The following is a 26950-nucleotide window of genomic DNA, read 5'->3' as shown; positions in this document are numbered from 1 at the left end:
GGTCGCTGTCGAGCGTCTGACACGTAGCCAGTTAACTTGAGCAAAATAATCCCCGGCAATCGCGTGTTTTGGCTGTCCGGACCCGACGACGCGGGACTATCATTCCGGTAGCCCTGACCCCCCACCGCAAGGAGCCGCTCGGAACGCCGATGCGCCAGATCTGGAAATCTTTTCGAGCCCTTTATTTTGCTTCCTTGATGATGCTGATCGGCTCCGGCCTGCTCAGTACTTACCTGGCCTTGCGCCTGGCGGCAGACCACGTCGACAGCCTGTGGGTCGGTGCGTTGATGGCCGCCAACTATTTTGGCCTGGTATTGGGGGGCAAGATCGGTCACCGCCTGATTGCCCGGGTCGGGCATATCCGCGCCTATGCCACCTGCGCCGGGATCGTCGGCGCCGCGGTGCTCGGGCATGGCCTGATCAATTGGCTGCCGGCCTGGATCGTGCTGCGGATGATTGTCGGCCTTGGCATGATGTGCCAGTACATGGTCATCGAGAGCTGGCTCAACGAACAGGCCGACGCCAAGCAGCGAGGTGTAGTGTTCAGCGGTTATATGATCGCGTCCTACCTGGGCCTGGTGCTGGGCCAGTTGATTCTTGTGATGCACCCCGAGTTGGGGCTTGAGTTGCTGATGCTGGTCGCGCTGTGTTTTGCGCTGTGCCTGGTGCCGGTGGCCATGACCCGGCGCATTCACCCGGCGCCGCTGCATCCGGCGCCGATGGAACCACGCTTCTTTATCAAGCGGGTGCCGCAGTCCCTCAGTACGGTGTTGGGCGCCGGGCTGATCGTGGGTTCGTTCTATGGTTTGGCGCCGCTCTACGCGTCCCAGCAGGGGCTCACCACCGAGCAGGTCGGTCTGTTCATGGGTAGCTGCATTTTTGCCGGGCTGCTGGTGCAGTGGCCGCTGGGTTGGTTGTCTGATCGTTACGACCGCGCATTGTTGATCCGCTGCTTTGCCTTGTGCCTGGCAGTGGCCGCGCTGCCGTTGGCGATCATGACCCAGGTGCCGCTGGAGGTGCTGTTTGTGGCGGGCTTCCTTTGCTCCCTGGTGCAGTTCTGCCTGTACCCGTTGGCCGTGGCGTTTTCCAACGATCACGTCGAGGGGGATCGCCGGGTGTCGCTCACGGCGATGTTGCTGGTGACCTACGGTGTGGGCGCCAGTATCGGCCCGCTGTTGGCCGGTGTGGTGATGAAGCTGTTCGGCAGCCACATGCTGTATGCGTTTTTCAGCCTGTGTGCGTTGATCCTGGTCTGGCGTATCCGGCCCAAGGCAGTCACCAATCTGCATCAGGTGGACGACGCACCGCTGCATCACGTGGCAATGCCCGACAGCATGTCCAGCTCGCCGTTGGTGGCGTGCCTCGACCCGCGCGTGGATGAGCAGGTAGTGCAGGAGCAGATGCAAACCGCCGTCCCGGATCCCGAGCCTGAGGTTGGCCCCGAAGTGGAAGAGCCAGCACCGGTCACGGAGCCCCCGGAGCATCCAGACCCGGATGATCACCCTCACGACTTGAGCAGGGCGCGCCCCTGAAAACAAAAAAACGGGCAGCTCCCTTGAGGAGCTGCCCGTTTTTTTATCGCGACCTTTTACTGCTTAAAGGTCGTCGTCCTTGTCAAACCGCCGCGCTTCACGCTGCAGCTGGTACACAAAGCGCTCGACCTGGCGCTGTACCAGCCCGCTCATGTTGTGAAAGCGTACGCCGGCAAACGTCGTATTGATCCTTTCTTCGAAGTGCAGGTAACGCAGTTCCACCGCAGTGGTCATGCTGCCGAAGGGCAGGGCGGCAATAAAGCGGTCGTAGACCTGGCCCAATTGCAGGCGCTCGGAGATATCGCCCTCAAAGCGCAATTTGCAGCCAGTGGCAGAAATGTCCAGCAGCTTGCCGCTGATCGGCGCCTTGAGTTTTTCACCACCCAGCTCGACACTGACCAGTTGCGCCAGTTTGAGGGCGGCGCGGAAGGCATTGCGGCGCTGATGGTAAATCACTTCGTCGGGCATGCTGCCGCGGTACACGCGGTGGCCATTGGCTTCATCGAGGGTCAGGTTGCCGTTGCTTTCCCAGGCCACTCGCACGCCATCATGAAAACCTTCGATGCGGAAAGCTTCGCCATTCTCAAGGTAGCGTTCGCCGTCGCGCGGAATCATTTCGTCCAGGGCCAGTGACTGGCTGTCCCGGTCGACTTCGACCAGGTAGCTTTGGAAGCGCTGGTTGCGTTCGTGGAAGGTGATGATCAGCGGGTCGTGGCTTTCTTGCAGCATCCGCAAAGTGCCGGCGATTTCCAGAGGCGTGGTGAGTACCTTGGGTGGCTGCGGAGCATCTTCCGCGTTGAGGGCGTTGAACACGGTTCTTCCATCTCCAGACAAAATACGACTACACGCAAGCGCTGTCATTTTGCCAGTATGTGGCACGCCTTGGATAGGGCGCGCTTAAACTGGTTTCAGGCTTGGCTGCGGGTGCTTGGCTTGGCCAGGCGCGAGGTGGAGCCTTGAGCGTTGTAGAGGGCCGGAGGCTCGCCGCCGTGGAGGATACGCAACTGATTGGCGGTCGTGGCTTGTTGACGCTGGATGGCCTGGCCGTTGAGGGTGTTGGTTTCCTGGCACAGGGTCAGCAACTGGTTGAGTTCTTTGCTCTGGGCCAGCAACTGGTCGCCCACTGTAGAGTGGCTGGCGAGTTGCTCCAGGCCTTTGTGGTCGGCCAGCAGGCCTAGGCTGACGAGAATCTGGCTGCGCTTCTTGCCGTGCTGTTCCAGCAGGACGATCAGCGATTGCTTGCGCGCCAGAATTTCTTCCAGCGTAAGCATGTCGCGGCCGAACAGGGCCAGGGACTCTTCCCGAAGTAACTCCAGCAAGTGCTGTGCGGGAGCCAAATCTTCAATGATCAGTTGTAGCAAGTTTTCGTCGTGCATGGCTGGCCTTGGGGTTTAAGCGTCCAAAAGCCTGGCGCAGGCCTTTGCCTAGCGCTCGGCTTCGAAGTTAAGCAGCTTGCTGGCTACACGGTTGCTGTCGACCTTATAGCTGCCATCAGCAATCGCCTGCTTCAATTCAGCCACGCGGGCTTTATTGACAACCGGTTGATCGTTCAGCGAGTCAGTGACCTTCTGCAACTGTTGAGCCTCATTGCTCAGGTGTACCGATTCCCCGCTTTGGCTGGCACCGGCCTGTTCTGTCTTGGCAGGCAGAGGCTGGGACTTGGCTTCAACGCTGTCTTTGGCACCGTTGGTGCGCGAAGAACCGGGCGTTGGCAGGGCGTTATTCAAACGACTGAAATCGATGACCATGTTAAAAAACCTCTGGGTATTTGGACGCTTGCCATGTTTTCGGCCATACCCGGACAAACTTTAGGCTCGATTGACAATAAACCTATGCGCGATGCTGCTTTGCGCACAGTGTAGGAAAAGCTGGCGTCCTATGCCAGTGATCTATAACGCCACCTCAACCTGCCCCGGTGCAGTTACCCGGGCCTTGATCACTCGGTTGGAGTTCAGGTTCTTGACGCGAATCTGTTCACTCATGCCGCCATTGGACAGGGCTTCCCCCGGCATTTTTACATTCAGGCCGCCGCTGCTGGCGGAAATCACCACCTGGTCACCTTTTCGCACCACTTCGGCCTGTTCAAGATGGACCAGGGTAATCACCTGGTCGGCCACCATTGGTCGGGTAAGTTTTTGCCCGATCGCCTGGTCAAGGGTCGTGAGGTAGCCCTGGTTGATCAGGCTGATGTCCCGCTCGCGCATCGCAACGTCTTCATAGCCAATGATCCCGGTACGTTTCAGGGGGCGGGTAACCACCACTACGTCGCGAAACAACTTGACCTGGGCCGGCACGAACACTGTCCAGGGCGATGCGCCTTCGCAGCGTACCTTTACGGTCACACGCCCGATGGGTTGGGCCGGGCTTTCCAGGCTGGCTGTCAATTCCTTGTCGCACATGGGCATGCGCAGGCGCGGATCCAGTTGGTTGACCTGGATTTCATAACGCCCGGGTGTCTGCGTGGTAGCCAGATAATCTTCTACAGTGAACTCAAGAAAGCCTTGAGTGACGCCGATAAGCAGATCAGGCAAGGTGACGTTATCGGCGCGGGTTGCTTGGCCTGTGGCCAAGACAAGCAACGCCATCGAGGCGCAGAGCAATCTGCGGTACTGTGGGGATCGGAGGCGTCGGGAAACTGTCGTTTTGATATCCATGGCCAATAAAAAAGCAAAGCTCGTGCCGTTTAGTGTTGGGTGCGCGTCGTACCCCTAAGTTTTAGCGTAGGAGTCTGGGCATGGCCGGTGTAATGGATTCAGTAAACCAGCGCACACAGCTGGTAGGGCAGAATCGCCTGGAGTTGCTGCTGTTTCGTCTGGACGGCAAGCAGCTGTACGGGATTAACGTCTTCAAGGTTCGGGAAGTGCTGCAATGTCCCAAGCTGACAATAATGCCCAAGTCCAGCCCGGTGGTGTGTGGTGTGGCCAGCATCCGTGGCGCGACGATCCCGATTCTTGACCTGGCAATGGCAACCGGTTCGGCCGGTTTGCAGGACCGTGAGAATCCGTTTGTGATCATCACCGAGTACAACACCAAGACCCAGGGTTTCCTGGTGCGCTCGGTGGAACGCATCGTCAACATGAACTGGGAAGAGATCCATCCGCCGCCCAAGGGCACGGGGCGCGATCACTACCTCACGGCGGTGACGCGAGTCGACAACCAGTTGGTGGAAATCATCGACGTAGAGAAAATCCTCGCCGAAGTGGCCCCGACCTCGGAGGCGATCTCGGTCGGCGTAGTAGACGCCGAAACCGCACACAAGGCGATCTCGCTGCGGGTGCTGACGGTGGACGACTCCTCGGTGGCGCGCAAGCAGGTGTCTCGTTGCCTGCAGACGGTGGGCGTTGAAGTGGTGGCGCTCAATGACGGGCGCCAGGCCCTGGACTACCTGCGCAAGCTGGTGGATGAGGGCAAGAAGCCGGAAGAAGAATTCCTGATGATGATCTCCGACATCGAGATGCCGGAAATGGACGGCTACACCCTCACGGCCGAGATACGCAACGACCCACGCATGCAAAAACTACATATCATCCTGCATACTTCGTTGTCGGGTGTATTCAATCAGGCGATGGTCAAGAAGGTCGGTGCCGATGACTTCCTGGCCAAGTTCCGCCCTGATGACCTGGCATCCCGGGTAGTCGACCGGATCAAGGCAGCAGATCACGGCTAGGGGCTTTTTCCCTGGCGGTCACACGATTTAAGAGGCGGTATCATTGTCTACGGGTAATTTGGATTTCGAACAGTTCCGGGTCTTCCTGGAAAAAGCCTGTGGCATATTGCTCGGTGAAAACAAGCAGTACCTGGTATCCAGCCGTCTCAACAAACTGATGGAGCAGCAAGGCATCAAGTCCCTCGGGGAGTTGGTGCAACGGATCCAGGGCCAACCGCGCAGCGGGCTCAAGGAAATGGTGGTCGATGCCATGACCACCAATGAAACCTTGTGGTTTCGTGATACCTATCCGTTTGAAGTGCTTAAGAGCAAGGTGCTGCCCGAGGCGATCAAGGCTGCGCCCGGCCAGCGCTTGCGCATTTGGTCGGCCGCGTGTTCGTCGGGGCAGGAGCCGTATTCGATTTCGATGTCCATCGATGAGTTCGAGCGGACCAACCTGGGCCAGTTAAAGGCCGGTGCGCAAATCGTGGCCACTGACTTGTCCGGCACCATGCTCACCAACTGCAAGACCGGCGAGTACGATAGCCTGGCACTGGGGCGCGGGTTGTCGCAGGAACGTCTGCAACGCTTCTTTGATCCCAAGGGCGCCGGGCGCTGGGCGGTGAAGGCACCGATCAAGAGCCGGGTTGAGTTTCGCTCGTTCAACCTGCTGGACAGCTACGCCAGCCTCGGCAAGTTCGACATGGTGTTTTGCCGCAATGTGTTGATCTACTTCTCGGCAGAAGTGAAGAAAGACATCTTGTTGCGCATCCACGGCACCCTCAAGCGTGGCGGCTATCTGTTCCTGGGCGCTTCCGAGGCGCTGAACGGTTTGCCGGATCATTACCAGATGGTGCAGTGCAGCCCCGGGATCATTTACCAGGCCAAGTGATGAATGCATGAACAGAAAGGGAGGCCCGCACAGGCCTCCCTTTTTTATGGCGGTAAAGCGGCAAGCCCTTATTGCCGCTTTACTGGCGTTTCGCGGAAGCCCTTTGCCGCTTTTCTGGCATTGCCGCCGGCAATGTCCTCGCAAAGCCTTGATTTACGGCGCTCAAGCAACTTGGCATGGCCCTTGCTAAAACCCTTGTTACGAAAAGCAGGTCAGCCTAAAGGTTTCCGCCATGAGCATCAGCTTCGATAAAGCGCTCGGTATCCACGAACAAGCCCTGGGCTTCCGCGCCCAGCGTGCCGAAGTCCTGGCCAACAACATTGCCAACGCCGACACCCCGAACTACAAGGCTCGGGACCTGGACTTCTCTGCCGTGCTCGCCGCCCAGCAAGACAAGACCAAGAACGGCACCTTCGCCCTGAACATGACCAACAGCCGTCATATCGAAGCGCAAGGCCTGGGTAATGGTGACGAGTCGCTGCTGTATCGCACGCCGATGCAACCGTCGATCGACCAGAACACCGTGGACGCCCAGCTGGAGCAATCGGCCTACGCCGAGAACTCGGTGAACTTCCAGGCCAGCTTTACCCTGCTCAACAGTAAATTCAAAGGGCTGATGTCTGCCCTGCGTGGAGAGTAAGCCATGTCCCTCGCCAGTGTTTTTAATATTGCCGGTAGTGGCATGAGCGCGCAGACCACGCGCCTCAACACCGTCGCCAGTAACATCGCCAACGCCGAGACCGTGTCGTCGAGCATTGACCAGACCTACCGCGCCCGGCACCCGGTGTTCGCCACCATGTTCCAGGGCGGCCAAGGCGGCCAGAGCGGCAGCGGCGATTCGCTGTTCCAGAACCAGGATGCCGCAGGCCAAGGTGTACAGGTGCTCGGTGTGGTCGAAGACCAAAGCAACCTCGACGCCCGCTACGAACCGAACCATCCGGCTGCCGACGCCAAAGGGTACGTTTACTACCCCAACGTCAACGTGGTCGAGGAAATGGCAGACATGATTTCCGCCAGCCGCTCGTTCCAGACCAACGCGGAAATGATGAACACCGCCAAAACCATGATGCAGAAAGTCCTGACCCTGGGTCAGTGATAAGGGGCGCCAAATAATGGCCATTGTTGATACCAGTTCGACGAACACGGCGGTCCAGGATCTTTTCAACACCAAGGTCAAGACGGCTACAGATAACACCAGCGTCGGTGACGCCGCCAAGTCGGCGACGGGCAACCAGGCGATGGGCAAGGACGCGTTCCTGCAATTGCTGGTGACCCAGCTGAAAAACCAGGACCCGCTGTCGCCCCAGGACAATGGCGCGTTCGTGGCACAACTGGCGCAGTTCAGCAGTCTGGAAGGCATCAACAACCTGAATGACTCGGTAAATGCGATTTCCAGCAACTTCAGCTCCTCCCAGGCGCTGCAGGCTTCATCGCTGGTGGGCCGCTCGGTGATCACCCAGACCGACAAGGCGATGGTCGATACCAGCAAGAGCATGACCGGTTCCGTGGCGGTGACAGCGGCGACGGGCAACGTCTCCGTCAAGATCACTGACAAGGACGGCAACGTTGTTCGCACCCTCGACATGGGCGCCCAGAGCGCCGGCAGTTCCAGCTTTGTCTGGGACGGCAAGACCGATGCGGGAGAGACGGCGCCTGCCGGCACCTACACCTTCAATGCCGCCACCAAGAATGACAAAGGCGACTCGGTGGCCCTCGCCACCTCGTTGCCGGCAACAGTGACCAGCGTAACCCTGAGCCAGACCGGCGGTGAAATGGTGCTCAACCTGGCGGGCGGCATGGGCAGTATCAAGCTGTCGCAAATTCAGACTATCGGTACATAGAGCCGGCTAAATACGGCAAAAGGAGAGAACAATGTCTTTTAATATCGGCCTTAGCGGTCTCTATGCGGCCAACAAACAACTGGACGTGACCGGCAACAACATCGCCAACGTCGCGACCACCGGCTTCAAGTCGTCCCGTGCCGAATTCTCGGATATCTACGCGGCTTCCAAACTGGGTACCGGCCAGAACAGCGTCGGCAACGGCGTAAACCTGGCGGCTGTGTCCCAGCAGTTCACCCAGGGTGACGTCAACAACAGCGGTGGCACGCTGGACATGGCGATCCAGGGCGGTGGCTTCTTCGTGCAGAAGGGCAGCGACGGTTCGCTGGAATACACCCGTAACGGTGCTTTCCGTGCAGACAAGGACGGCTACATCACCAACAACACCGGCACTTCGCGCCTGCAAGGCTACGCAGCGGATGCCGATGGCAACATCCAGAAGGGCGGCTTGACCGACCTGCAGCTCAACCTGTCGTACCTGCCGCCGCAGGCTTCGAGCAAGGTGGACTCCACCAGTAACCTGAACTCCTCCGAGACGGCGATCGACCAGACGGCGCACCCGTTTGATCCGACCAAATCGGACAGCTTCACCACTCAGTACACCACCACGCTCTACGATACGCAGGGTAACGCGCATCCGATGGTGCAGTACCTGGTGAAGACAGACTCCAACACCTGGAAGTCCTACACCCTGATCGATGGACGCAACCCTGACGGCTCGCCGATCAGTGGCTCCGGCACTGACGTCAAGGCACCTGTTGCCTCGACGCTGTCGTTTGACACTTCCGGCAAGCTCTCGGGGATCATTACCCCGCCAGCCACCGCTTCCAATACCACCCTGACCATTTCCGACTGGAAGCCGGGCGGCCTGGTCAATGGCGTCTGGACACCTAACGGCGCGGCCGCCAATACCGACGGCGTAGCCGTCAACATGGCGAGCATCACCCAGTACAACTCGGCCACCTACCGCAACCCGCCGACCACCGATGGCTACGCCACCGGCCAAATCACCGGGCTGAAAATCGACGGCAGCGGTGTACTGTTCGCCACGTTCAGCAACCAGCAGAGCAAGGCCATCGGCCAGATTTCCCTGGCCAGCTTCAACAACGAGCAGGGCCTGCAGCCAGCCGGCGGCACCACCTGGAAAGAAACCTTCGCTTCGGGCCAGCCGGGTTTTGATACCCCGCAAGTCGGTACCCTGGGTTCGATCGTGGCCAACTCCCTGGAAAACTCCAACGTCAACCTGACCAACGAGTTGGTGGACCTGATCAAGGCCCAGAGCAACTACCAGGCGAACGCCAAGACGATCTCCACCCAAAGCACCATTATGCAGACCATCATTCAGATGACCTGATGTTGTCGCGTTAAGCTGCTTCACCGGAAAGCCCCTCGATCGAGGGGCTTTTTTTTGTCTCCTGTGGAACGTGCCCTTCCTGTTCTGCCACCTATTTGGCCAAGAGTCGTTGTGCCTTGTGATCATAGGGTGGGGGAAAGGGTATGTGGAATTCGTCGGTATTGGACCGTGACGCGGTGGGAATGCGTCATGACGTTGGAAGGATTGCGCAGTACCTGAGTGACGCCGGTGGTTCGCAAGGCACAAAGGATGACCTGGCGTCTGATAAGGAAACCGTTACGCAGTTGCTCAAGCAACTTGACGACGCCGAGAAAAGCTCCAAGAGCCAGACCGCCCAGGACCTGCGTGACAAGCTTCATGAAAAACGAAAAGAGCTGGGGGAGGAGGCATTCAAGGAGATCCTTGAGCAGCTGAAAAAGCAGCTGTCCGAGCAATGGCTGGCGCTGTTGAAGGCCCTGTTTCCGGACGCGTTCCCCGATACGCCTTCCCCTGCGCCAGCACCCACGCCTTCGCCTGGTGGTGGAGGCGGCGGAGGTGGAGGTGGTCGCGGAGGTGGCGGTGGTGGTGGGTTTGGTCCCACCGAGTCTACGAGCAACAAGCCGATTACCGAAGGCGCCAAGCACTTCAACTACAAACCCGACAACAGTAACCCCGGAAAAAAGCCGGACAATATCTGGAGTGGTTTCAGTCAGGGCCCCGACGGCAACTGCATCACCGTGTCAGCGATAAAGGCCGCGATGATGCAATTTGGCCAGAAGCCCACCGACGTCTTCAAAGAGGTGAAGGAGAATGGCAATGGATTCGACGTGACCATGCGCGATGGGTTCGAGCTCTCCCTGTCGCAGGACGAATTGCAGCAGGCTGCCACGCACGCACGTTTCAAGGGCGATGATCCGGCTATGATGACCGACGCCAACTTCATGTACGCCGCGAGTGCCAAGCGGGCGCAGAAAGAGAACAACGATGGTACGGCTGGGGGTAGTTTCCAGGCGGCGATGAATAGCCTCAACGACGGGGAGTTCGCGCGCGAAGGTCTGGACCGTTTGGGCTTGAAAGGGCGTTACAGGTCCGTGAATAACGCCGATTTGAGAAACAGCAAGGTAGGGACGGTTGAATACAACGGCCATTCGATGGCCGTGATCGATGGCCGGATCGAGTTGTGGGGCAGGCGAGGCGGCGCACCTCAATCGGGTACCGCGACCGTATTGTTTTAGGCAAAAGAAAACCCCCGATACGCCTTGGGCCTATCGGGGGTTTTTCAACCTTGGGTGATTAAACCCAAGGTGGGTTCAGCTTACTGGCAAAAGCTTTATGTATGGGAGCGTATACATAGGTTTTGCGCCGTACACATAAGGGTCTTGCAGGTTTTCTGTCTAGATTCAATCTCAAAAACGTATACATTCGCAGTTTTTAGACTGCTTTTGGTGCCGAAAGTATACGCTAGAAAAGTGAGATTACGACCCCGAGAATTTTCATCATTCTGGCTGATCTTTCTCGAACGCTCACTTGCTAGCGGAGCCAAATTGGTGGTTGCCCAAGGTCATTGGGGGCGTTGCGGTTTGGGGTAAGCTCTACCCATATTGGGCAGCAATGAAGCCAAAATGTGTAATCCAGCAATAACGCTTCTTTGTATGCTGATGCTGCTGACCAAACAGATTCTCTGGGAATGAGAGCCTTTGGGAAAAGTCCTATTTACTTTCGATGATCGCCGCTCCAGGGTGCTGCCTGCGGATTACATCCTCTCACTTATTGCCATTGACCGAGGTGCATCTGGTATCTCGCTCTCGCCGAAGTGACAAGAGGACAGTAGTCCAAAGCCCCCATGGATCAGGATCATACAAATGAATGCAGTATCGCCCCTCTTGTATACCAACGAAGTCACCCCTGAGTTTCTCCGCACTCTGGACAAATCCCACTTCACAGAGCAGCAACTGGCCGGTTTCAACGAACAAGCCTTGGCGGTTGTTCATGAAAATCGAGCCTACGCTAAAGCTCATCCCCCGATCGCTATTTACCGAGTGGCCGCCGATGGCAGCCAAACCCGTGACGGCGGCGTGGTTCAACACGCGACATCGTCGATGGAATTCAAATTGGATAGCGGTCAGCAAGTACGCGCAGCACAGAAGGGCGATTACGTCGTGTATGCCGATGGCAGTAAGGCGCAAATCGTAACGACCTCAGGGGAAGAGCATTTCCATCTTGCACTGGTGGGCAGTCAGCTCAGTAATGGCGACGAGATTATCAATACGCCCCAAGGCGCCTGCGTGCTTGTGATGCGTGAGGGCGTGCAACGGGCAGAGGACTTTCTGCCCTCTATCGAGTGAGCCATGAGGTGTTGCACTGCTTGATGATTGCTCAGTGTCGCGCTGTTCGAATGATGTAGAAACTGACGATCAATTTACGCTCGGAAACAGCTTGGCTTCGACCAGGTGAAATGGAGAAAAAATCAATGACTGATGGTTATTTCATTGGCTTGGGTGACAAAACCACCTGCGGCGGCAAAGTGTTGGATGGTGATCCCAGAGTCAACATCTATGGCCTTCTTCATGCTTGCGCAGGTGATCGAGTCTCTTGCGGCAAGGACGGAAAAACTTATCGGATCGTCGGCGGCATTTCGCATATGGTGAGCCATGGCAGGCATGTGGCTGGCACGCTGGACAGCTTCAGCGATTGCCCCTGCAGAGCCCAACTGATCCCCACGGTGTTTACCGCAACCTACCGGAACGAAAAGTCTGCACCACCAGCGGCCCGAAGAACGGCTCAACCGGCCTCTTCAACGGTCACCAGCCCCTCAGTCGCACCGCGCCAATCCGCGCTTTCCCCGTCAGGCCATTCAGCTCCACCAGTATTCAGCCGCGTAGCGGCCCAGGAACCTGGTTTCTATGTGGTGCCCAAAAGCATGACCCGCGAGGCGCTGGAGGCCACGCTTTTCCCCATGCGTGATTCAACTGTGATGAGCATGTTTCGGGCGCTCAACCCTGATCTAGGTGACGTCAAAGCCGGCTCGATGATCGTCCTCAGCGATCCGAATAATTTTCAGTGCTCCCGTGAAGAAGCGTGGCTGATGGAAGCGGCGGCCAAGACCAATGACGCGCTCAAGCCGCTTAGCGCGGACGAAGCCGACTTTATGGCACGGCACCGTGACGAAATAACAAAGTTTCTTGGTTACGGATCGACCTCCATCGGTGTTGGTGAAGCCATGTTCGCCAGGAACCTGGAGGACGTTAAAACTGTTCTGCGTGATATCGAAGCGCTGCACCAACGTGCGTTCCAGGCCGATGGGCACTTGAGGTCGCCGGAGTTTTTTGCCGAACGTAAACGGCTGCTCGCAACGCTCGACACCAACCTGACGGCGATGACTCGAAAGGGCATTGGCTTCCCGGATCACCCGAACTTGAAAAGCGCACTGGGCATTTCCAGTCGCAGTTTGGTTCATAGCTGGACTCAGGCCGGTGCAGCAGGGCAAATTCCAGGCTATGCCACGCACATCGAAGGCGTCTCAAAAGCAGCGAAAATCGTCAAGTACGGTGGCTGGATCGGCACTGCTATTGGTGGCGGCGCCTCGTATATGAAGGTTCAAGATGTGTGCTCCGCAGGCTCCACAGAGGCTTGCAAAAAAGTCAAATTTACTGAGACTGGCAGCTTTGCCGGTGGCGTCGCAGGTGGTGCGGTTGCTGGTTTGGCCTTAACTGGCCCAATGGTTGCAGCTATGTGTGTCGCACTCGGTGTTCCGACTGGCGGTTTAGCCCCTTTGGTTTGTGGCGTTGTGGTGGTCGGCGCTGGTTCTTTGGCTTCCGGTGCAATTGGTGGAGCATTTGGTGAAGAGATGGCTGAAGTTGTTTATGAGGCTGTTAAATGACTGTGAGCGTTGCTGACAAAGTATTCCTGGTCGCAGGGTTACTCGATTTTGGTGGGATACTTGCTTGCATCGGGGTCGCGCTTCATATGGCGTATACCAGGATGGACTTGATGCTGGAGCATTTAAAGAATTGTTCTGCCGTCATGGTTCAGGCCCCGCTTAAGGATGGTGGGCCTTGGGGAAAGCTCCTGCTGGTCGGCTGGATAGCTGGGGTTGTTACGTTTCCAGGGTATTACCTAAAACATGGCGGCGCCAGTATCGAAGATTTGAACAGTTTTCCGGCACCTCTGAGGCGAAAGCTACTAGCGATCAAATGGGCTGCAATAGTGCTTTTAGCTGCGTTGATCTTACTTTTCGTTCTTAGAAAGTCAGGGATACTCAAATAGTCTCTCGTTCGCCTCGACTCGACCGGAGGGCCATTAGGCACCCTTTGCTCGAAAGCCCTCCGCGTCGGTACCTATGGGCCAAAAAATCCCAGTGTTCTTGAGAACACTGGGATTTTTCTTCGTGCTCAAAACGCCCGTAGCTCCGACACAGCATCCTGCTGCCTATCGAATCTCTTTGGGTTTGGCGTAAGGCAAGGGTCGGTCGAGGTCATCCAGAGTGAGGCCTCCCCGGACAGCGTTGTGGCTCCAGCGCACAAACTGCTCCAGCAGGCCGTTATTTTCACGAGTGAGGCGTTCTACGCGGGTCTCTAGCAGTCGAATGCGCTCAAGAGCTTTCTCCGTCTCAATCGCGCTACGTGAGCCGCTAGCCCCGTCGCTTTCCTTTGCCTGCTCTTTGGCGTGATCCCAGGCAGCTTTGATCCGGGGATGTCTGAGCATTGCCGCCTTGGTGTACTTGTGCCCAATCTCGACCTCTAACATGGCGAGGTAGCGATCCCAAGTTAGTTTTCCGGCCCAGCCATCCAGGAGGCGGACTGCCTTTTCGATTCCGGTATCGTTTAGCTTTGGTGCGCCCATTTAGAAGAACCCCATTCACGAGCTTTGGTTAGCTCCTTTCGAGGTTTTTGAGATGCTTTCGGCTTGACCCGGTCGTGGTTGAACCCCAAGAAGTTCGCGACTGTTCGGATTCGATAGCCACCCTCGACTGCCGAGATCATTGTCCGAGGTGCGCTTGTAGTGGTCACCCGACGCACCTGCTCAAGGCGCACGATTCGTCGCGGAGTTGGAGTCAGTGACTCTTGCACTATTTGATCTTGAGCACCCCGGTCGAGCCGGAGGAAGAAAGCTAGATCCTCGCATTGCTCAATCGAGAGGAAGGACTCGGAGCAGAGAGCTTGGTTGAGATCAATTTTCCGCGAGGCCGCCCACAGATAAGCCATCCCCACCGAGCGGAGCACCTTCTCAATGGTGGTTGCTGCGAAACCTACATCGCGGTATCGGAGGGTTGCGTAAACATTGGGGAGGAAGAGGGGGCGCCCTTCTTGGTCGATCAGCACCACCATGGGAAGGTCGTCTGTCGCCGTAAAGGATTTGATGGAGAAACTGATCAATGTATACGCTTCCGGCGTGTGAACTAGATTGGCCGGGGAGTATAGGGAGGGGTATACAGCAAGTAAACTCTCCTTCCCCTTATGACTCAAGGGGTTGGAGGGTTTATCTATTTACAAAGTATACGTTTTAAATCTTATGATTCCTATTGGCAAGCTTCGCAATCCGGCTCGTCGATCGCGCAGGCTTTAGGCACTGGGGCCGGGCCGGCTGGTGCGGCGAGCACCGAATCATCACCGTGGTTGCCGCTGGAAACAGCGTTCAGCTTACCGGTGTTGATGGTCGACTTCTCGGTGCTGGTCGCGGCCAGGGCACGGAGGTAGTAAGTGGTTTTCAGGCCACGGTACCAGGCCATGCGATAGGTCACGTCGAGCTTCTTGCCCGATGCGCCGGCGATGTACAGGTTCAGCGACTGAGCCTGGTCGATCCACTTCTGGCGACGGCTGGCTGCGTCAACGATCCACTTGGTGTCCACTTCGAAGGCAGTCGCGTAGAGCTCTTTGAGTTCTTGCGGGATGCGCTCGATCTGCTGCACCGAACCGTCGTAGTACTTCAGGTCGTTGATCATCACCGAGTCCCACAGGCCGCGGGCTTTCAGGTCGCGAACCAGGTACGGGTTGATCACGGTGAATTCGCCCGACAGGTTCGATTTCACATACAGGTTCTGGTAGGTCGGTTCGATCGACTGCGATACGCCGGTGATGTTGGCGATGGTGGCGGTCGGTGCGATGGCCATGATGTTGGAGTTACGAATGCCTTTCTGCACACGGGCACGTACCGGCGCCCAGTCCAGGGATTCGTTCAGGTCAACGTCGATGTACTTCTGGCCACGTTGTTCGATCAGGATCTGTTGCGAATCCAGCGGCAGGATGCCCTTGGACCACAGCGAACCCTGGAACGTCTCGTAGGCACCGCGCTCGTCGGCCAGGTCGCAGGAAGCCTGGATCGCGTAGTAGCTGACCGCTTCCATGGACTTGTCGGCGAACTCGACCGCAGCGTCCGAACCGTAAGGAATGTGCTGCAGGTACAAAGCGTCCTGGAAGCCCATGATCCCCAGGCCAACCGGACGGTGCTTGAAGTTGGAGTTCTGCGCCTGTGGCACCGAGTAGTAGTTGATGTCGATAACGTTATCGAGCATGCGAACGGCGGTGTTCACGGTACGTGCAAGCTTTACGGTGTCCAGCTTGCCGTTGGTGATGTGGTTCGGCAGGTTGATCGAGCCCAGGTTGCAAACGGCGATCTCGTCCTTGTTGGTGTTCAAGGTGATCTCGGTGCACAGGTTCGAGCTGTGGACCACGCCCACGTGCTGCTGCGGGCTGCGCAGGTTGCACGGGTCTTTGAAGGTCAGCCATGGGTGGCCGGTTTCGAACAGCATGGACAGCATCTTGCGCCACAGGTCTTTGGCCTGGATGGTCTTGAACAGCTTGATCTTGCCCGGGTACTGGGACAGGGCTTCGTAGTACTCGTAGCGCTCTTCGAAGGCCTTGCCGGTCAGGTCGTGCAGGTCTGGCACTTCGGATGGCGAGAACAGGGTCCACGGGCCGTCATCGAAGACGCGCTTCATGAACAGGTCCGGGATCCAGTTGGCAGTGTTCATGTCGTGGGTGCGACGACGGTCATCACCGGTGTTCTTGCGCAGCTCGATGAACTCTTCAATGTCCATGTGCCAGGTTTCCAGGTAGGCACATACAGCGCCTTTGCGCTTGCCACCCTGGTTCACGGCCACAGCGGTGTCGTTCACTACTTTGAGGAACGGTACAACGCCTTGCGACTTGCCGTTGGTGCCCTTGATGTACGAACCCAGTGCACGCACCGGCGTCCAGTCGTTGCCCAGGCCGCCTGCGAATTTGGACAGCATGGCGTTGTCGTGGATCGCGTGGTAGATGCCCGACAGGTCATCCGGCACGGTGGTCAGGTAGCAGCTCGACAGCTGTGGACGCAGGGTGCCGGCGTTGAACAGGGTCGGAGTGGACGACATGTAGTCGAAGGACGACAACAGGTTGTAGAACTCGATCGCACGGTCTTCCTTGTGCTTCTCTTCGATCGCCAGGCCCATGGCCACGCGCATGAAGAACACTTGCGGCAGTTCGAAGCGGATACCGTCCTTGTGGATGAAGTAACGGTCGTACAGGGTTTGCAGGCCCAGGTAGGTGAACTGCTGGTCGCGCTCGTGGTTGATCGCCTTGCCGAGTTTTTCCAGGTCGAAGGTGGCCAGGATCGGGTTCAGCAATTCGAATTCGATGCCCTTGGCGATGTAGGCAGGCAGGGCCTTGGCGTACAGGTCGGCCATCTCGTGGTGAGTGGCGCTGTCGGCGACGCCGAGGAAGCCCAGGCCTTCGGCGCGCAGGGTGTCCATCAGCAGGCGCGCGGTCACGAACGAGTAGTTCGGCTCACGTTCAACCAGGGTACGGGCGGTCATCACCAGGGCGGTGTTGACGTCGGTCAGGGCCACGCCGTCGTACAGGTTCTTCAGGGTTTCGCGTTGGATCAGGTCGCCGTCGACTTCTTCCAGGCCTTCGCAGGCCTCGGTGATGATGGTGTTCAGGCGGCCCAGGTCCAGCGGTGCAAACGTACCGTCGGCCAGGGTAATACGGATCGAGGGGTGAGCTTGCACGGCGGCTTCTTCGGCCGGGGTGCGTACAGCACGTTCCTTGGAACGGGCGTCACGGTAGATCACGTAGTCGCGTGCAACCTTCTGCTCGCCGGCACGCATCAGGGCCAGTTCAACCTGGTCCTGGATTTCTTCGATGTGGATGGTGCCGCCCGATGGCATGCGACGCTTGAACGTTGCGCTGACCTGTTCGGTGAGGCGGGCAACGGTGTCGTGGATGCGCGACGAGGCGGCAGCGGTGCCGCCTTCAACTGCAAGAAACGCTTTGGTGATGGCGACGGTGATTTTGTCATCGGTATAAGGAACGACAGTGCCGTTACGCTTGATCACACGCAGTTGGCCCGGCGCGGTGGCAGACAGATCCATATTCGAATCAGCGGCCTGCGGCACGGAGCCTTGCGGGTTCTCGCGAGTTGTGTCGGTTTGCATGGGGGGTTGTCTCCACATTCTATATTTATTTGGGCACCATCACGGTGCCCACCGTTCCGTCCTGAAGCACTTACAACAGGCCAAGGGCCTGGCATAACAACTTCGGGACAGGAGGAAGGGAGCTGTTCGCGCCGCTTCCATGCCGAAGTCTTCGGTTACAAGCCTTGGGGGCTCTTTACCGTATTCCTGGTGGGTGACAGTTTCGTACTGCAACACCCGTACCGTTTTTGCCTGATCGGGGCTAAAAACGGCTGCCATCCGCGTACGCGGTTTGGTCTTGTGAAAAAGGCTTAAGTTCAACCAAGCAGGAGCAAGAAAGGACTTGAGTTTCTTGTCTGATTTGTGTTTGGTCTTTTCGCTGAAAACCCTACATGTAGGGTTTTTTTGCGACGACCTACAAGATAATGCGTTTTGGGGGGTATGGCAACGCACTACCTGTGGATAACGCTGTGGGTAAAATGTGTATGAAACGTGGAACTGGCGTGTAGGCCGCATTACTGCTGCATTGCACCGTTTGTCACTGAATATTCCGAGGTGAAACCCCCCGGTTGGATTTTTGCGGGCGCGAACCCTATCACAAAAAAACACCATGTCCGAACGCATTTGCGCGCTTGTGCTAGAGGGCTGGCCCGTTGCTACAATCGCCCCTTAATTCACGCGATATCTTGTTCACTCCACATGACAACCGTAGGAGTGAGCTTGCTCGCGAACGACGTCAACGATAACGCTGGAAACTTGAATAAACGCGGTGCCCTTGAGTTTTCGCGGGCAAGCCCGCTCCTACAATAATGAGAACCGAGGTAGCGCATGGAGCATGAAGCCTGGCAGGTATTGATTGTCGAGGACGACGAACGACTGGCTGAGTTGACCCGTGATTACCTGGAGGGCAACGGCCTTCAGGTATCGGTGGAAGGCAACGGCGCCCTGGCAGCGGCGCGAATCATCGCCGAACAGCCCGACCTGGTGATCCTCGACCTGATGTTGCCCGGCGAAGACGGCCTGAGCATTTGCCGCAAGGTGCGCGAGCGTTACGACGGTGTAATCCTGATGCTCACCGCGCGTACCGACGACATGGACCAGGTGCTGGGCCTGGACATGGGCGCCGACGACTACGTGTGCAAACCCGTACGCCCACGCCTGCTGCTGGCGCGCATCCAGGCATTGCTGCGGCGCAGCGAAAGTGTCGAACCGGCCAGCCCCGAAAAACAGCGACGCCTGCAATTTGGCCCGCTGGTGGTGGACAACGCCTTGCGCGAAGCCTGGCTGCACGAAGGCGGCATCGAACTGACCAGCGCCGAGTTCGACCTGCTGTGGCTGCTGGTGGCGAATGCCGGGCGGATCCTGTCCCGGGAGGAAATCTTCACCGCCTTGCGCGGCATTGGCTATGACGGCCAGGACCGCTCCATCGACGTGCGTATTTCGCGAATCCGTCCGAAAATCGGTGACGACCCGATCCACCCGCGCCTGATCAAGACCATTCGCAGCAAAGGCTACCTGTTCGTCCCCGAAGCTGCCGCTGACCTTACGCCGTGAACTCGATCTTCCTGCGCATTTACGGCGGCATGTGCGCGGCACTGATTCTGGTGGCGTTGCTCGGCGTACTGGCCTTGCACCTGCTCAATGAAGTGCGCAGTGGCCAGTACCGCGAGCGCCTGGCCCATGGCACCTTCGCGCTGATGGGCGACAACCTGCAACCCATGAGCGCCATCGAACGCCGCCGAGCGCTGGCGGTGTGGGAGCGCTTGTTGGGCATCCCGCTGCAATTGCAAACCGTGGCCGAGGCGCACCTGGACCTGAGCCAGCGTACCCGCCTGCAACGCGGGCAGGTGCTGGTGGAGCAAACCGGCCCTCACGCGGCCAGGGTGCTGAGGCTGGTCAGTGATCAGGAGCAACTGCTGCTTACCGGTGAAGTGCAGCAAATCAGTGAACAGCTGGCCCGGGCGACCATTTACCTGTTGGCCGATGAACTGGTGCGTTTCCCGGTGGCCGAGCAACCGCAAAAGCTTGCAGACCTCAAGCAGGCCAAGGGTTTTGGCTTCGAGATGCACCTGATGATGCTCGACCAGGCTGATATGGACGACGACCAGCGCCGTCGCGTGTCCGAGGGCGACACGGTGATGGCCCTGGGCAAGGGCGGCGATTCGATCCGGGTGTTTGCCGGCATGGTCGGCACGCCGTGGGTGTTGGAAATCGGCCCGCTGTACCAGATGAACCCATACCCGCCGCAATGGCTGATTTTGATTGCACTGATCAGCCTGACCCTGATCGGCTTGATCGTCTATCTATTGGTGCGCCAGCTGGAGCGGCGCTTGAGTGGCCTGGAAGCCGCCGCCACGCGCATCGCCAAAGGCAGCCTGGAAGTACGTGTGCCGGCCCGCGGTGCTGATTCGGTGGGGCGCCTGGCAGCAGCGTTCAATGGCATGGCCGAACACCTGCAACGCCTGTTGGCGATCCAGCGCGAATTGGTGCGCGCGGTGTCTCACGAGCTGCGCACGCCGGTGGCGCGCCTGCGGTTCGGCCTGGAGATGATCAGCGACGCGGCCACGCCTGAGGCGCGGCGCAAGTACATGGAAGGCATGGACAGCGACATCCAGGACCTCGATGGCCTGGTGGACGAGATGCTCACCTACGCACGGCTGGAGCAGGGTTCGCCGGCACTGAACTTCCAGCGGGTCGACCTCAGCGCGTTGCTCGACCAAGTGATTGATGAACTCTCCCCGCTACGCCCGCAAATAACCGTAGCGCGGGGCATCTGCCTGTCTTCAGCCCATTGGGACGACGCATGGGTGGAGGCCGAGCCGCGCTACTTGCACCGTGCCCTGCAAAACCTGGTGAGCAACGCCATGCGCCATGCCCAGGGCCAGGTACTGATCAGTTACCAGGTGGGCCAGGTGCGTTGCCGCATCGACGTGGAAGACGACGGGCCGGGAGTACCGGAAAGTGCCTGGGAGCGCATCTTCACCCCGTTCCTGCGCCTGGATGACAGCCGCACCCGTGCGTCGGGCGGGCACGGGTTGGGGTTGTCGATTGTCCGGCGGATCATTCATTGGCACGGCGGGCGGGCGTTGATCAGCAAGAGCAACAACCTGGGGGGTGCGTGTTTCAGCCTGAGCTGGCCAAGAGACCAAGAGAAACCCCGCCCGTAGCAGCTGTCGAGCCCTGGCGAGGCTGCGTTGGACCCAACTCGGTTTCGCGCCTGGCTCAACATCGGCGGCGCTCCCGACGCAGCCTCGCTAAGGCTCGACAGCTGCTACGGCCACCAGGCTCAACAACTGCCCGTCATCCACCGCAAACTGCGCTTGCAGCTCCTTGCCATGGCACCACTCTGCAGACAAATCCGTCAGCAACCGCAGCCGCGCATGGCCGGTATCCGACCATTCCAGCAACTCGGCATGCTCAAAATAAAAGCGCTTGTGCACAATCGGGTAGAGCGCCTTGAACAGGCTTTCCTTCGCCGAAAACGTCAACGTCACCAACTGCGCAATTTGCTCCCGCGGCCCGGCGGCCATGCGCTGCAATTCATCTGCGGTCAAAATTTCCCCGGCCAGGCGTTCCGCCCGCTCCAGGGTCAGCAGGTTCTCAAGGTCCATCCCCAACCCGCGCCACTGGGCCTTGTGCGCGACGATGGCTGCCGCATGCCCGGTGCTGTGGGTGATCGAACCGCTGATGTGTGCTGGCCAGACCGGTGCGCGGTCCTCGCCAATCGCCGGCACGCAATCGAGCCCATCCAGTAGTTGCAACGCTGCGCGGGCACACAGGCGACCGGCAAGAAACTCCGCCTGCCGCTTGGCCACCGAACGCTGGATGCTCGCGGGTGGCGGCACGGCGCTGCGCTGGAAGTCGCCGTTGGCCAGCAAGGCCGGGTCAAAACGGGTACGCAGCAATACCGTGCCGGGCAAGGCGACGGGCAACGGCCAATGGGCGTCAAGTGGGGTGCAGCAGGCGGGTAGGGAATTCATGCCGGGTATTTTGCCGAGTTGCAGGGCTGCTGGATAGCCTGCGTCCAGGGGCACGTAAATAACTTGTTACACAGTAGCCGGCTTCGGTTCAGCCCAGGTTCAGAGAGTGTTCAGGGGGAGTTCAGGGGCGTCTGCGTAGTCTGGCCCTGTACCCAAAGCCAACGCGTGTGAGGTAGCACCATGACTGCGATCAAGAAGCTGATGTTGGCGTTAACCATGCTCAGCGCCACTGCTGGTGTCCAGGCCTCTGACGCGAGTTTCGCGGGTTTCACTAAAGAGAAGAGCAAAAAGCCCTACAGCCTGCTTCAGCGGGTGAGCTTCGAGGATGCGGGGGAACAGGCCGCGCCTTGGGGCGAATCCCTGGGTCAGCGAACCCCGCAGTCGGACTATCGCGTGGGCAATGAAAACCTGTCAGGTCACTTCAACGGCAGTAAACTGCGCCAGCAAGACCTGCAAGGCCGCTATGATATACCCCAGTCGGAAAGTTGATTTGCCGTGGAGAGCTTTATGAAATTGCTGGTTGTCGAAGATGAGGCGTTGCTGCGTCATCACCTGTTGACCCGCCTTACCGACAGCGGTCACGTGGTCGAGGCCGTGGGCAATGCCGAAGAGGCGCTGTACCAGACCGGGCAATTCAACCACGACCTGGCGATCATCGACCTGGGCCTGCCCGGCATGGGCGGCCTGGACCTGATCCGCCAACTGCGCGCCCAGGCCAAGACGTTCCCTATCCTGATCCTGACCGCCCGCGGCAATTGGCAGGACAAGGTCGAAGGCCTGGCCGCGGGTGCCGATGACTACGTGGTCAAGCCGTTCCAGTTCGAAGAGCTGGAAGCGCGGATGAACGCACTGCTGCGCCGCTCCAGCGGTTTCACCCAATCGACCATCGTCGCCGGGCCTTTGTTGCTGGACCTCAATCGCAAGCAGGCGTCGCTTGACGAGCAGCCGTTGGCGCTGACCGCCTACGAATACCGCATCCTCGAATACCTGATGCGTCACCACCAGCAAGTGGTCGCCAAGGACCGCCTGATGGAACAGCTCTACCCCGACGACGACGAGCGCGATCCGAACGTCATCGAAGTGCTGGTAGGCCGCCTGCGCCGCAAGCTGGAAGGCCCGGCGGGGTTCAAGCCGATCGACACCGTGCGTGGCCTGGGCTATCTGTTCAATGAGCGCTGCCGTTGATTCGCTCGTTACGTGTGCGTTTGATGCTCGCGGCCACCACCCTGGCCGTGCTGTTTATGCTGGCCTTGTTGCCGGCCATGCAGGGCGCCTTCAGCCTGGCCCTGCAGGACTCCATCGAGCAGCGCCTGGCGTCGGATGTCACCACGCTGATTTCGGCTGCCCGGGTTGAAAACAATCGCCTGCTGATGCCTGCGCAGTTGCCGGATGAGCGCTTCAACCTCACCGACAGCCGCCTGCTGGGCTACATCTATGACCGCGAAGGCCACCTGGTATGGCGTTCGCGCGCGACCCAGGAAGAGAACATCAACTACAAACCGCGCTATGACGGGCGTGGCAACGAATTTGCGCGAATTCGTGAGGCCAACGGCCAGGAATTCTTCGTCTATGACGTCGAGGTCAAGCTGCTGGGCGGCAAGAGCGCGGCGTTCAGTATTGTTGCCCTGCAACCGGTGCGTGAATACCAACTGACCCTCGAAGGCCTGCGCGAAAACCTCTACCTGGGCTTTGGCGCCGCATTGCTGGTGTTGCTGACCCTGTTGTGGCTGGGCCTGACCTGGGGCTTGCAAGCGCTGCGCCGCCTGAGCCAGGAACTGGATGAAATCGAAGGCGGCACCCGGGAAAGCCTCAGCGAGCAACACCCCCGCGAACTGCTGCGCCTGACCGGCTCCCTCAACCGGTTGCTCCATAGCGAACGCGAGCAACGTACCCGTTACCGTGACTCCCTGGACGACCTGGCCCACAGCCTGAAAACCCCGTTGGCGGTGCTCCAGGGCGTGAGCGAAGACATGGCGCAGCGCCCCGAAGACCGCGACCAGGCCTGGGTGCTGCAATCGCAGATCGAACGCATGAGCCAGCAGATCAGCTACCAGTTGCAGCGCGCCAGCCTGCGTAAAAGCGGCCTGGTGCGTCACCAGGTGCGGCTGGAGCCGGTGCTGCAAAGTTTGTGCGACACCCTGGACAAGGTCTACCGCGACAAAGGCGTGAAGGTCGCCTTCGATTTGCCGGACGAGTGCGACGTACCGATCGAGAAGGGCGCCTTGCTCGAGTTGCTCGGCAACCTGCTGGAAAACGCCTACCGCCTGTGCCTGAGCAAAGTGCGCATTACCTTGCAGGAAAGCCTGGAAGGCACCGAACTGTGCATCGAAGACGACGGCCCCGGCGTGCCACCAGACCAGCGTGCGCGCATCCTGCAACGGGGCGAGCGGCTGGACCGCCAGCACCCGGGGCAGGGGATTGGCCTGGCGGTGGTCAAGGACATCATTGAAAGCTACGGCGCACGGCTGACCCTGGGGGATTCACCGCTGGGTGGTGCCGCGTTCAAGATCCATTTCCCGGCTGTCTGATTCCGCTATCTCCCCGTAGCAGCTGTCGAGCTTTAGCGAGGCTGCGTAGGGCCCCCACTCGGCCTTGCGCCTGGCTCGATATTGGCGGCGCCCCCAACGCAGCCTCGCCAAGGCTCGACAGCTGCTACGGTTAGGTTTCTTGTGCTCTATAGGCCCCCGGCGTCAACCCGGTCCACTTCTTGAACGCCCGATGAAACGCCGACGGTTCGGAAAACCCCAACTGCTCGGCGATCTCCTGCAACGACAAATCCGCCCGCCCCAGATGATAAATCGCAATGTCCCGGCGTAATTCATCCTTGAGCGCCTGAAAGCTGGTGCCTTCCTCCCGCAAATGCCGACGCAGGGTCTGCGGGCTGATATGCAAGTGCTGGGCGACGGCTTCCAGGTCGGGCCAGGGCGTGCGGTCGCGGCTCAATAAACGGCGCAGCTGGCTGCTCAAACTGTCGCCTTCATCTGGCCGCGACAACAGGTCGGCCGGTGAGCGTTCGAGAAAGTGCTTGAGTGTGCGCTCGTCCTGCAACAGCGGCAGGCTCAGGTAGCGGCTGGGAAACACCAGGCTGCTGGAAGGCGCGGCGAATACCTGCGGGCAGGGGAACAGCAAGTCATATTCAGCGGCGTGGGGCGGCATCGGGTAGCTGAACGTGGCCTGGTCCAGGCGGATACGCTGGCCGACCAGCCAACTGCCGAGGCGATGCCAGATCACCAGCAGGCATTCACTGAGGAAGTGATCCGGGTCCCAGAGCTGCGAATCGTCCAGGCTCAGGCGGGCCATTTCCCCTTCGCGTGTCAGGCGCCAGCGCGGACCCTGCGGGAATAGGCTATAAAATAATAAGCCGCGTTCCAGCGCTTTCTCCAGGGTGCGGCAGTGAATCAGCGCGTGGCACATCATGGCGAAGGTGCCGCGCTTGCTCGGGCCTTCGGCGAAGCCCAGGTATTCGTCATCCAGCGCGAGCCAGAGCATTTGCAGCAGCCGGGTGAATTGCTCCGGGGCGATACGGGCGCGGGGTTCGTTCAGCAGTTCGGGGGTGATGCCCACTTGCTGCAGCAGGCCTGAATAATCGTAGCCGGCCCGGCGCGCACCGCCAAGGGCGGCCCGGGCGTAATGACTGGCGATGGTACGTTCGCGCATGAGGGGCCTCGTCCATTGAGTGGCGGATGGTAGCCACCCTGAGTGGGTGCGACAAGGCGGATATCCGCCAAATTGTAGGACGGAATCAGAGAGGGTGGCGGAAAGTCGCCACCTTGTGCAGGCGCAGTCTGAGGCCGAAAGCTACCCCGAAGGCTGATGTCTAAAGGCCTTCAGCGGTTTTCGGCAAAAGTGGCACGACGCTTGCGATACAGAGCGCAGGGAGACCGGCCTTGAGCAGGCTCTCAAACAACAAATCCCTCCAGTGCAGGAGGGTTCGCAATTCAAGTGTCGTGGGCAATGGCGGATATTTGCCACACGGGACGATTGAGGAACTTTGCAATGACGACTCGTCAGCCACTGTACAAATCCCTGTATTTCCAGGTGATCGTTGCAATCGTTATCGGTATTTTGCTCGGTCACTTCTACCCGCAGACCGGCGTGGCCCTCAAGCCACTGGGTGACGGCTTTATCAAGCTGATCAAAATGGTCATCGCCCCGATCATCTTCTGCACCGTTGTCAGCGGTATCGCTGGCATGCAAAGCATGAAATCGGTCGGCAAAACCGGCGGCTACGCGCTGCTGTACTTCGAAGTCGTCTCCACCATCGCCCTGCTGATCGGCCTGATCGTGGTCAACGTTGTGCAACCGGGCGCCGGCATGCACATCGACGTGGCTACCCTGGACGCCTCTAAAGTAGCTGCCTACGTGACTGCCGGTGCAGACCAGAGCATCGTTGGCTTCCTGCTGAACGTGATCCCCAACACCATCGTTGGCGCGTTCGCTACCGGTGACATCCTGCAAGTGCTGATGTTCTCGGTGATCTTCGGTTTCGCCCTGCATCGCCTGGGTGCCTACGGCAAGCCGGTGCTGGACTTCATCGATCGCTTCGCCCACGTGATGTTCAACATCATCAACATGATCATGAAGCTCGCGCCACTCGGTGCCCTGGGCGCCATGGCGTTCACCATCGGTGCCTACGGCGTAGGTTCGCTGGTGCAGTTGGGCCAGTTGATGATCTGCTTCTACATCACCTGCATCCTGTTCGTGGTGCTGGTGCTGGGCGCCATCTGCCGCGCACACGGCTTCAGCGTGCTGAAACTGATTCGCTACATCCGTGAAGAGCTGCTGATCGTACTGGGTACTTCCTCGTCCGAATCCGCACTGCCGCGCATGCTGATCAAGATGGAACGCCTGGGCGCCAAGAAGTCGGTAGTCGGCCTGGTTATCCCGACTGGCTACTCCTTCAACCTGGACGGTACTTCGATCTACCTGACCATGGCTGCCGTGTTCATCGCCCAGGCGACTGACACCCACATGGACATCACCCACCAGATCACCCTGTTGCTGGTACTGCTGCTGTCCTCCAAGGGCGCTGCTGGTGTGACGGGTAGTGGCTTCATCGTACTGGCCGCTACCCTGTCGGCTGTTGGCCACCTGCCGGTTGCCGGCCTGGCGCTGATCCTGGGTATCGACCGCTTCATGTCTGAAGCCCGCGCACTGACTAACCTGGTAGGCAACGCTGTTGCTACCCTGGTTGTGGCCAAGTGGGTCAAGGAACTGGACGAAGACAAGCTGCAAGTCGAACTGGCTTCCGGTGGTCGCGGTATCTCCGAGACCCGTGAAGAAGACGACCTGGGCGTGGCTGAAGGCCCGGCGCCAACCGCCGTCAAGTAAGGC

The 26950-nt window shown here is 59.0% G+C and carries 26 protein-coding genes; 17 read left to right on the top strand and 9 right to left on the bottom strand.

Annotated elements, in window-relative coordinates; translation table 11 throughout:
• Positions 1–149: 149 nt before the first annotated feature.
• Complete coding sequence (locus tag RGV33_RS25125) at positions 150–1532, top strand: MFS transporter (protein WP_322146947.1); 1383 nt, start codon at positions 150–152, stop codon at positions 1530–1532.
• Between the two features lie 63 nt (positions 1533–1595).
• Here RGV33_RS25125 and RGV33_RS25120 read toward each other — a convergent pair whose 3' ends face one another.
• The 4 genes from RGV33_RS25120 to flgA form a co-directional block, all read right to left on the bottom strand.
• Complete coding sequence (locus RGV33_RS25120; RefSeq protein ID WP_322146945.1) at positions 1596–2345, bottom strand: flagellar brake protein; 750 nt, start codon at positions 2343–2345, stop codon at positions 1596–1598.
• Positions 2346–2440: 95 nt separating this feature from the next.
• Positions 2441–2908: a flagellar protein FlgN gene (locus RGV33_RS25115; RefSeq protein WP_322146943.1), complete on the bottom strand. Its 468-nt coding sequence runs from the start codon at positions 2906–2908 to the stop codon at positions 2441–2443.
• Positions 2909–2956: 48 nt separating this feature from the next.
• Positions 2957–3280: a flagellar biosynthesis anti-sigma factor FlgM gene (flgM, locus tag RGV33_RS25110; RefSeq protein ID WP_322146941.1), complete on the bottom strand. Its 324-nt coding sequence runs from the start codon at positions 3278–3280 to the stop codon at positions 2957–2959.
• Positions 3281–3421: 141 nt separating this feature from the next.
• Positions 3422–4186: a flagellar basal body P-ring formation chaperone FlgA gene (gene flgA, locus RGV33_RS25105; RefSeq protein WP_322146939.1), complete on the bottom strand. Its 765-nt coding sequence runs from the start codon at positions 4184–4186 to the stop codon at positions 3422–3424.
• Positions 4187–4266: 80 nt separating this feature from the next.
• On the opposite strand from flgA, the gene RGV33_RS25100 reads away from it, so the two are divergent.
• The 10 genes from RGV33_RS25100 (at position 4267) to RGV33_RS25055 (ending at position 13510) form a co-directional block, all read left to right on the top strand.
• Complete coding sequence (locus tag RGV33_RS25100; RefSeq protein ID WP_322146937.1) at positions 4267–5199, top strand: chemotaxis protein CheV; 933 nt, start codon at positions 4267–4269, stop codon at positions 5197–5199.
• A gap of 43 nt (positions 5200–5242) precedes the next feature.
• Positions 5243–6070 carry a protein-glutamate O-methyltransferase CheR gene (cheR, locus tag RGV33_RS25095; protein WP_322146935.1) on the top strand — a complete coding sequence of 276 codons (828 nt, stop codon included), beginning with the start codon at positions 5243–5245 and terminating at the stop codon, positions 6068–6070.
• A gap of 232 nt (positions 6071–6302) precedes the next feature.
• A complete protein-coding gene (gene flgB / locus RGV33_RS25090; protein WP_003214246.1) occupies positions 6303–6710 on the top strand; it encodes a flagellar basal body rod protein FlgB in 408 nt (135 codons plus the stop codon).
• A gap of 3 nt (positions 6711–6713) precedes the next feature.
• Positions 6714–7166 (top strand): flagellar basal body rod protein FlgC, encoded by a 453-nt coding sequence (gene flgC, locus RGV33_RS25085; RefSeq protein WP_017475856.1) that lies wholly within the window; start codon positions 6714–6716, stop codon positions 7164–7166.
• Positions 7167–7182: 16 nt separating this feature from the next.
• Complete coding sequence (gene flgD / locus RGV33_RS25080) at positions 7183–7911, top strand: flagellar hook assembly protein FlgD (RefSeq protein WP_322146932.1); 729 nt, start codon at positions 7183–7185, stop codon at positions 7909–7911.
• Positions 7912–7942: 31 nt separating this feature from the next.
• Entirely contained in the window at positions 7943–9265 is a 1323-nt protein-coding gene (gene flgE, locus RGV33_RS25075; protein ID WP_322146930.1) for a flagellar hook protein FlgE, read from the top strand.
• Between the two features lie 143 nt (positions 9266–9408).
• Entirely contained in the window at positions 9409–10479 is a 1071-nt protein-coding gene (locus tag RGV33_RS25070) for a hypothetical protein (RefSeq protein WP_322146928.1), read from the top strand.
• Positions 10480–11106: 627 nt separating this feature from the next.
• Positions 11107–11589: a hypothetical protein gene (locus RGV33_RS25065; protein ID WP_322146926.1), complete on the top strand. Its 483-nt coding sequence runs from the start codon at positions 11107–11109 to the stop codon at positions 11587–11589.
• Positions 11590–11714: 125 nt separating this feature from the next.
• Positions 11715–13124, top strand: coding sequence for a PAAR domain-containing protein (locus RGV33_RS25060; RefSeq protein WP_322146924.1), 1410 nt, complete (start codon positions 11715–11717; stop codon positions 13122–13124).
• Positions 13121–13510 carry a hypothetical protein gene (locus tag RGV33_RS25055; RefSeq protein WP_322146922.1) on the top strand — a complete coding sequence of 130 codons (390 nt, stop codon included), beginning with the start codon at positions 13121–13123 and terminating at the stop codon, positions 13508–13510. The genes RGV33_RS25060 and RGV33_RS25055 overlap by 4 nt, the downstream gene beginning before the upstream one ends.
• Positions 13511–13672: 162 nt before the next feature.
• Here the strand turns inward: RGV33_RS25055 and RGV33_RS25050 are convergent, their stop codons facing one another.
• From RGV33_RS25050 to RGV33_RS25040, 3 genes are all read right to left on the bottom strand, one after another.
• Positions 13673–14086, bottom strand: coding sequence for a hypothetical protein (locus tag RGV33_RS25050; RefSeq protein WP_322146920.1), 414 nt, complete (start codon positions 14084–14086; stop codon positions 13673–13675).
• A complete protein-coding gene (locus RGV33_RS25045) occupies positions 14068–14619 on the bottom strand; it encodes a hypothetical protein (RefSeq protein WP_322146918.1) in 552 nt (183 codons plus the stop codon). The genes RGV33_RS25050 and RGV33_RS25045 overlap by 19 nt, the downstream gene beginning before the upstream one ends.
• 143 nt (positions 14620–14762) lie before the next feature.
• The gene (locus RGV33_RS25040; RefSeq protein WP_322146916.1) at positions 14763–17657 is read right to left on the bottom strand and encodes a ribonucleoside-diphosphate reductase subunit alpha; all 2895 of its coding nucleotides are present in this window, start codon (positions 17655–17657) and stop codon (positions 14763–14765) included.
• Positions 17658–18464: 807 nt separating this feature from the next.
• Between RGV33_RS25040 and RGV33_RS25035 the strand changes: the two genes are divergently transcribed.
• Together RGV33_RS25035 and RGV33_RS25030 are read left to right on the top strand one after the other, a co-directional pair.
• Positions 18465–19190, top strand: coding sequence for a response regulator (locus RGV33_RS25035; protein WP_322146914.1), 726 nt, complete (start codon positions 18465–18467; stop codon positions 19188–19190).
• A complete protein-coding gene (locus RGV33_RS25030) occupies positions 19187–20803 on the top strand; it encodes an ATP-binding protein (protein WP_322146912.1) in 1617 nt (538 codons plus the stop codon). Before RGV33_RS25035 ends, RGV33_RS25030 begins: the two co-directional genes overlap by 4 nt.
• Before the next feature lie 87 nt (positions 20804–20890).
• On the opposite strand, the gene RGV33_RS25025 is transcribed toward RGV33_RS25030, so the two are convergent.
• Positions 20891–21616, bottom strand: coding sequence for a 4'-phosphopantetheinyl transferase family protein (locus RGV33_RS25025; protein ID WP_322146910.1), 726 nt, complete (start codon positions 21614–21616; stop codon positions 20891–20893).
• 180 nt (positions 21617–21796) lie between these two features.
• On the opposite strand from RGV33_RS25025, the gene RGV33_RS25020 reads away from it, so the two are divergent.
• Genes RGV33_RS25020 through RGV33_RS25010 form a run of 3 tightly spaced genes read left to right on the top strand, consistent with a single transcriptional unit; the run spans position 21797 to position 24144 of the window.
• Positions 21797–22105: a hypothetical protein gene (locus tag RGV33_RS25020; RefSeq protein ID WP_322146908.1), complete on the top strand. Its 309-nt coding sequence runs from the start codon at positions 21797–21799 to the stop codon at positions 22103–22105.
• Between the two features lie 18 nt (positions 22106–22123).
• A complete protein-coding gene (locus tag RGV33_RS25015) occupies positions 22124–22801 on the top strand; it encodes a response regulator transcription factor (protein WP_322146906.1) in 678 nt (225 codons plus the stop codon).
• Positions 22798–24144 carry an ATP-binding protein gene (locus RGV33_RS25010; RefSeq protein WP_322146904.1) on the top strand — a complete coding sequence of 449 codons (1347 nt, stop codon included), beginning with the start codon at positions 22798–22800 and terminating at the stop codon, positions 24142–24144. The genes RGV33_RS25015 and RGV33_RS25010 overlap by 4 nt, the downstream gene beginning before the upstream one ends.
• A 130-nt stretch (positions 24145–24274) precedes the next feature.
• On the opposite strand, the gene RGV33_RS25005 is transcribed toward RGV33_RS25010, so the two are convergent.
• Positions 24275–25273 carry an AraC family transcriptional regulator gene (locus RGV33_RS25005; RefSeq protein ID WP_322146902.1) on the bottom strand — a complete coding sequence of 333 codons (999 nt, stop codon included), beginning with the start codon at positions 25271–25273 and terminating at the stop codon, positions 24275–24277.
• Positions 25274–25612: 339 nt separating this feature from the next.
• Here RGV33_RS25005 and RGV33_RS25000 point away from each other — a divergent pair, with 339 nt between their 5' ends.
• Positions 25613–26947: a dicarboxylate/amino acid:cation symporter gene (locus RGV33_RS25000; RefSeq protein WP_076015043.1), complete on the top strand. Its 1335-nt coding sequence runs from the start codon at positions 25613–25615 to the stop codon at positions 26945–26947.
• Positions 26948–26950 lie beyond the last annotated feature (3 nt).

This window comes from Pseudomonas sp. Bout1, assembly GCF_034314165.1.
Classification (GTDB): Bacteria; Pseudomonadota; Gammaproteobacteria; order Pseudomonadales; family Pseudomonadaceae; genus Aquipseudomonas.
Note: the sequence above shows the minus strand (reverse complement) of the source record. Positions and strands in the feature narration are given on the sequence as shown.

Coding starts and splice junctions, on each gene's coding strand:
- RGV33_RS25040 (WP_322146916.1), bottom strand. CDS start 17,657: ATGCAAACCGACACAACTCGCGAGAACCCGCAAGGCTCCGTGCCGCAG.
- RGV33_RS25000 (WP_076015043.1), top strand. CDS start 25,613: ATGACGACTCGTCAGCCACTGTACAAATCCCTGTATTTCCAGGTGATC.
- RGV33_RS25100 (WP_322146937.1), top strand. CDS start 4,267: ATGGCCGGTGTAATGGATTCAGTAAACCAGCGCACACAGCTGGTAGGG.
- flgB (WP_003214246.1), top strand. CDS start 6,303: ATGAGCATCAGCTTCGATAAAGCGCTCGGTATCCACGAACAAGCCCTG.
- RGV33_RS25025 (WP_322146910.1), bottom strand. CDS start 21,616: ATGAATTCCCTACCCGCCTGCTGCACCCCACTTGACGCCCATTGGCCG.
- RGV33_RS25060 (WP_322146924.1), top strand. CDS start 11,715: ATGACTGATGGTTATTTCATTGGCTTGGGTGACAAAACCACCTGCGGC.
- RGV33_RS25005 (WP_322146902.1), bottom strand. CDS start 25,273: ATGCGCGAACGTACCATCGCCAGTCATTACGCCCGGGCCGCCCTTGGC.
- RGV33_RS25115 (WP_322146943.1), bottom strand. CDS start 2,908: ATGCACGACGAAAACTTGCTACAACTGATCATTGAAGATTTGGCTCCC.
- flgE (WP_322146930.1), top strand. CDS start 7,943: ATGTCTTTTAATATCGGCCTTAGCGGTCTCTATGCGGCCAACAAACAA.
- RGV33_RS25035 (WP_322146914.1), top strand. CDS start 18,465: ATGGAGCATGAAGCCTGGCAGGTATTGATTGTCGAGGACGACGAACGA.
- RGV33_RS25065 (WP_322146926.1), top strand. CDS start 11,107: ATGAATGCAGTATCGCCCCTCTTGTATACCAACGAAGTCACCCCTGAG.
- RGV33_RS25055 (WP_322146922.1), top strand. CDS start 13,121: ATGACTGTGAGCGTTGCTGACAAAGTATTCCTGGTCGCAGGGTTACTC.
- RGV33_RS25020 (WP_322146908.1), top strand. CDS start 21,797: ATGACTGCGATCAAGAAGCTGATGTTGGCGTTAACCATGCTCAGCGCC.
- flgA (WP_322146939.1), bottom strand. CDS start 4,186: ATGGATATCAAAACGACAGTTTCCCGACGCCTCCGATCCCCACAGTAC.
- flgC (WP_017475856.1), top strand. CDS start 6,714: ATGTCCCTCGCCAGTGTTTTTAATATTGCCGGTAGTGGCATGAGCGCG.
- flgD (WP_322146932.1), top strand. CDS start 7,183: ATGGCCATTGTTGATACCAGTTCGACGAACACGGCGGTCCAGGATCTT.
- flgM (WP_322146941.1), bottom strand. CDS start 3,280: ATGGTCATCGATTTCAGTCGTTTGAATAACGCCCTGCCAACGCCCGGT.
- RGV33_RS25125 (WP_322146947.1), top strand. CDS start 150: ATGCGCCAGATCTGGAAATCTTTTCGAGCCCTTTATTTTGCTTCCTTG.
- RGV33_RS25070 (WP_322146928.1), top strand. CDS start 9,409: ATGTGGAATTCGTCGGTATTGGACCGTGACGCGGTGGGAATGCGTCAT.
- RGV33_RS25050 (WP_322146920.1), bottom strand. CDS start 14,086: ATGGGCGCACCAAAGCTAAACGATACCGGAATCGAAAAGGCAGTCCGC.
- RGV33_RS25015 (WP_322146906.1), top strand. CDS start 22,124: ATGAAATTGCTGGTTGTCGAAGATGAGGCGTTGCTGCGTCATCACCTG.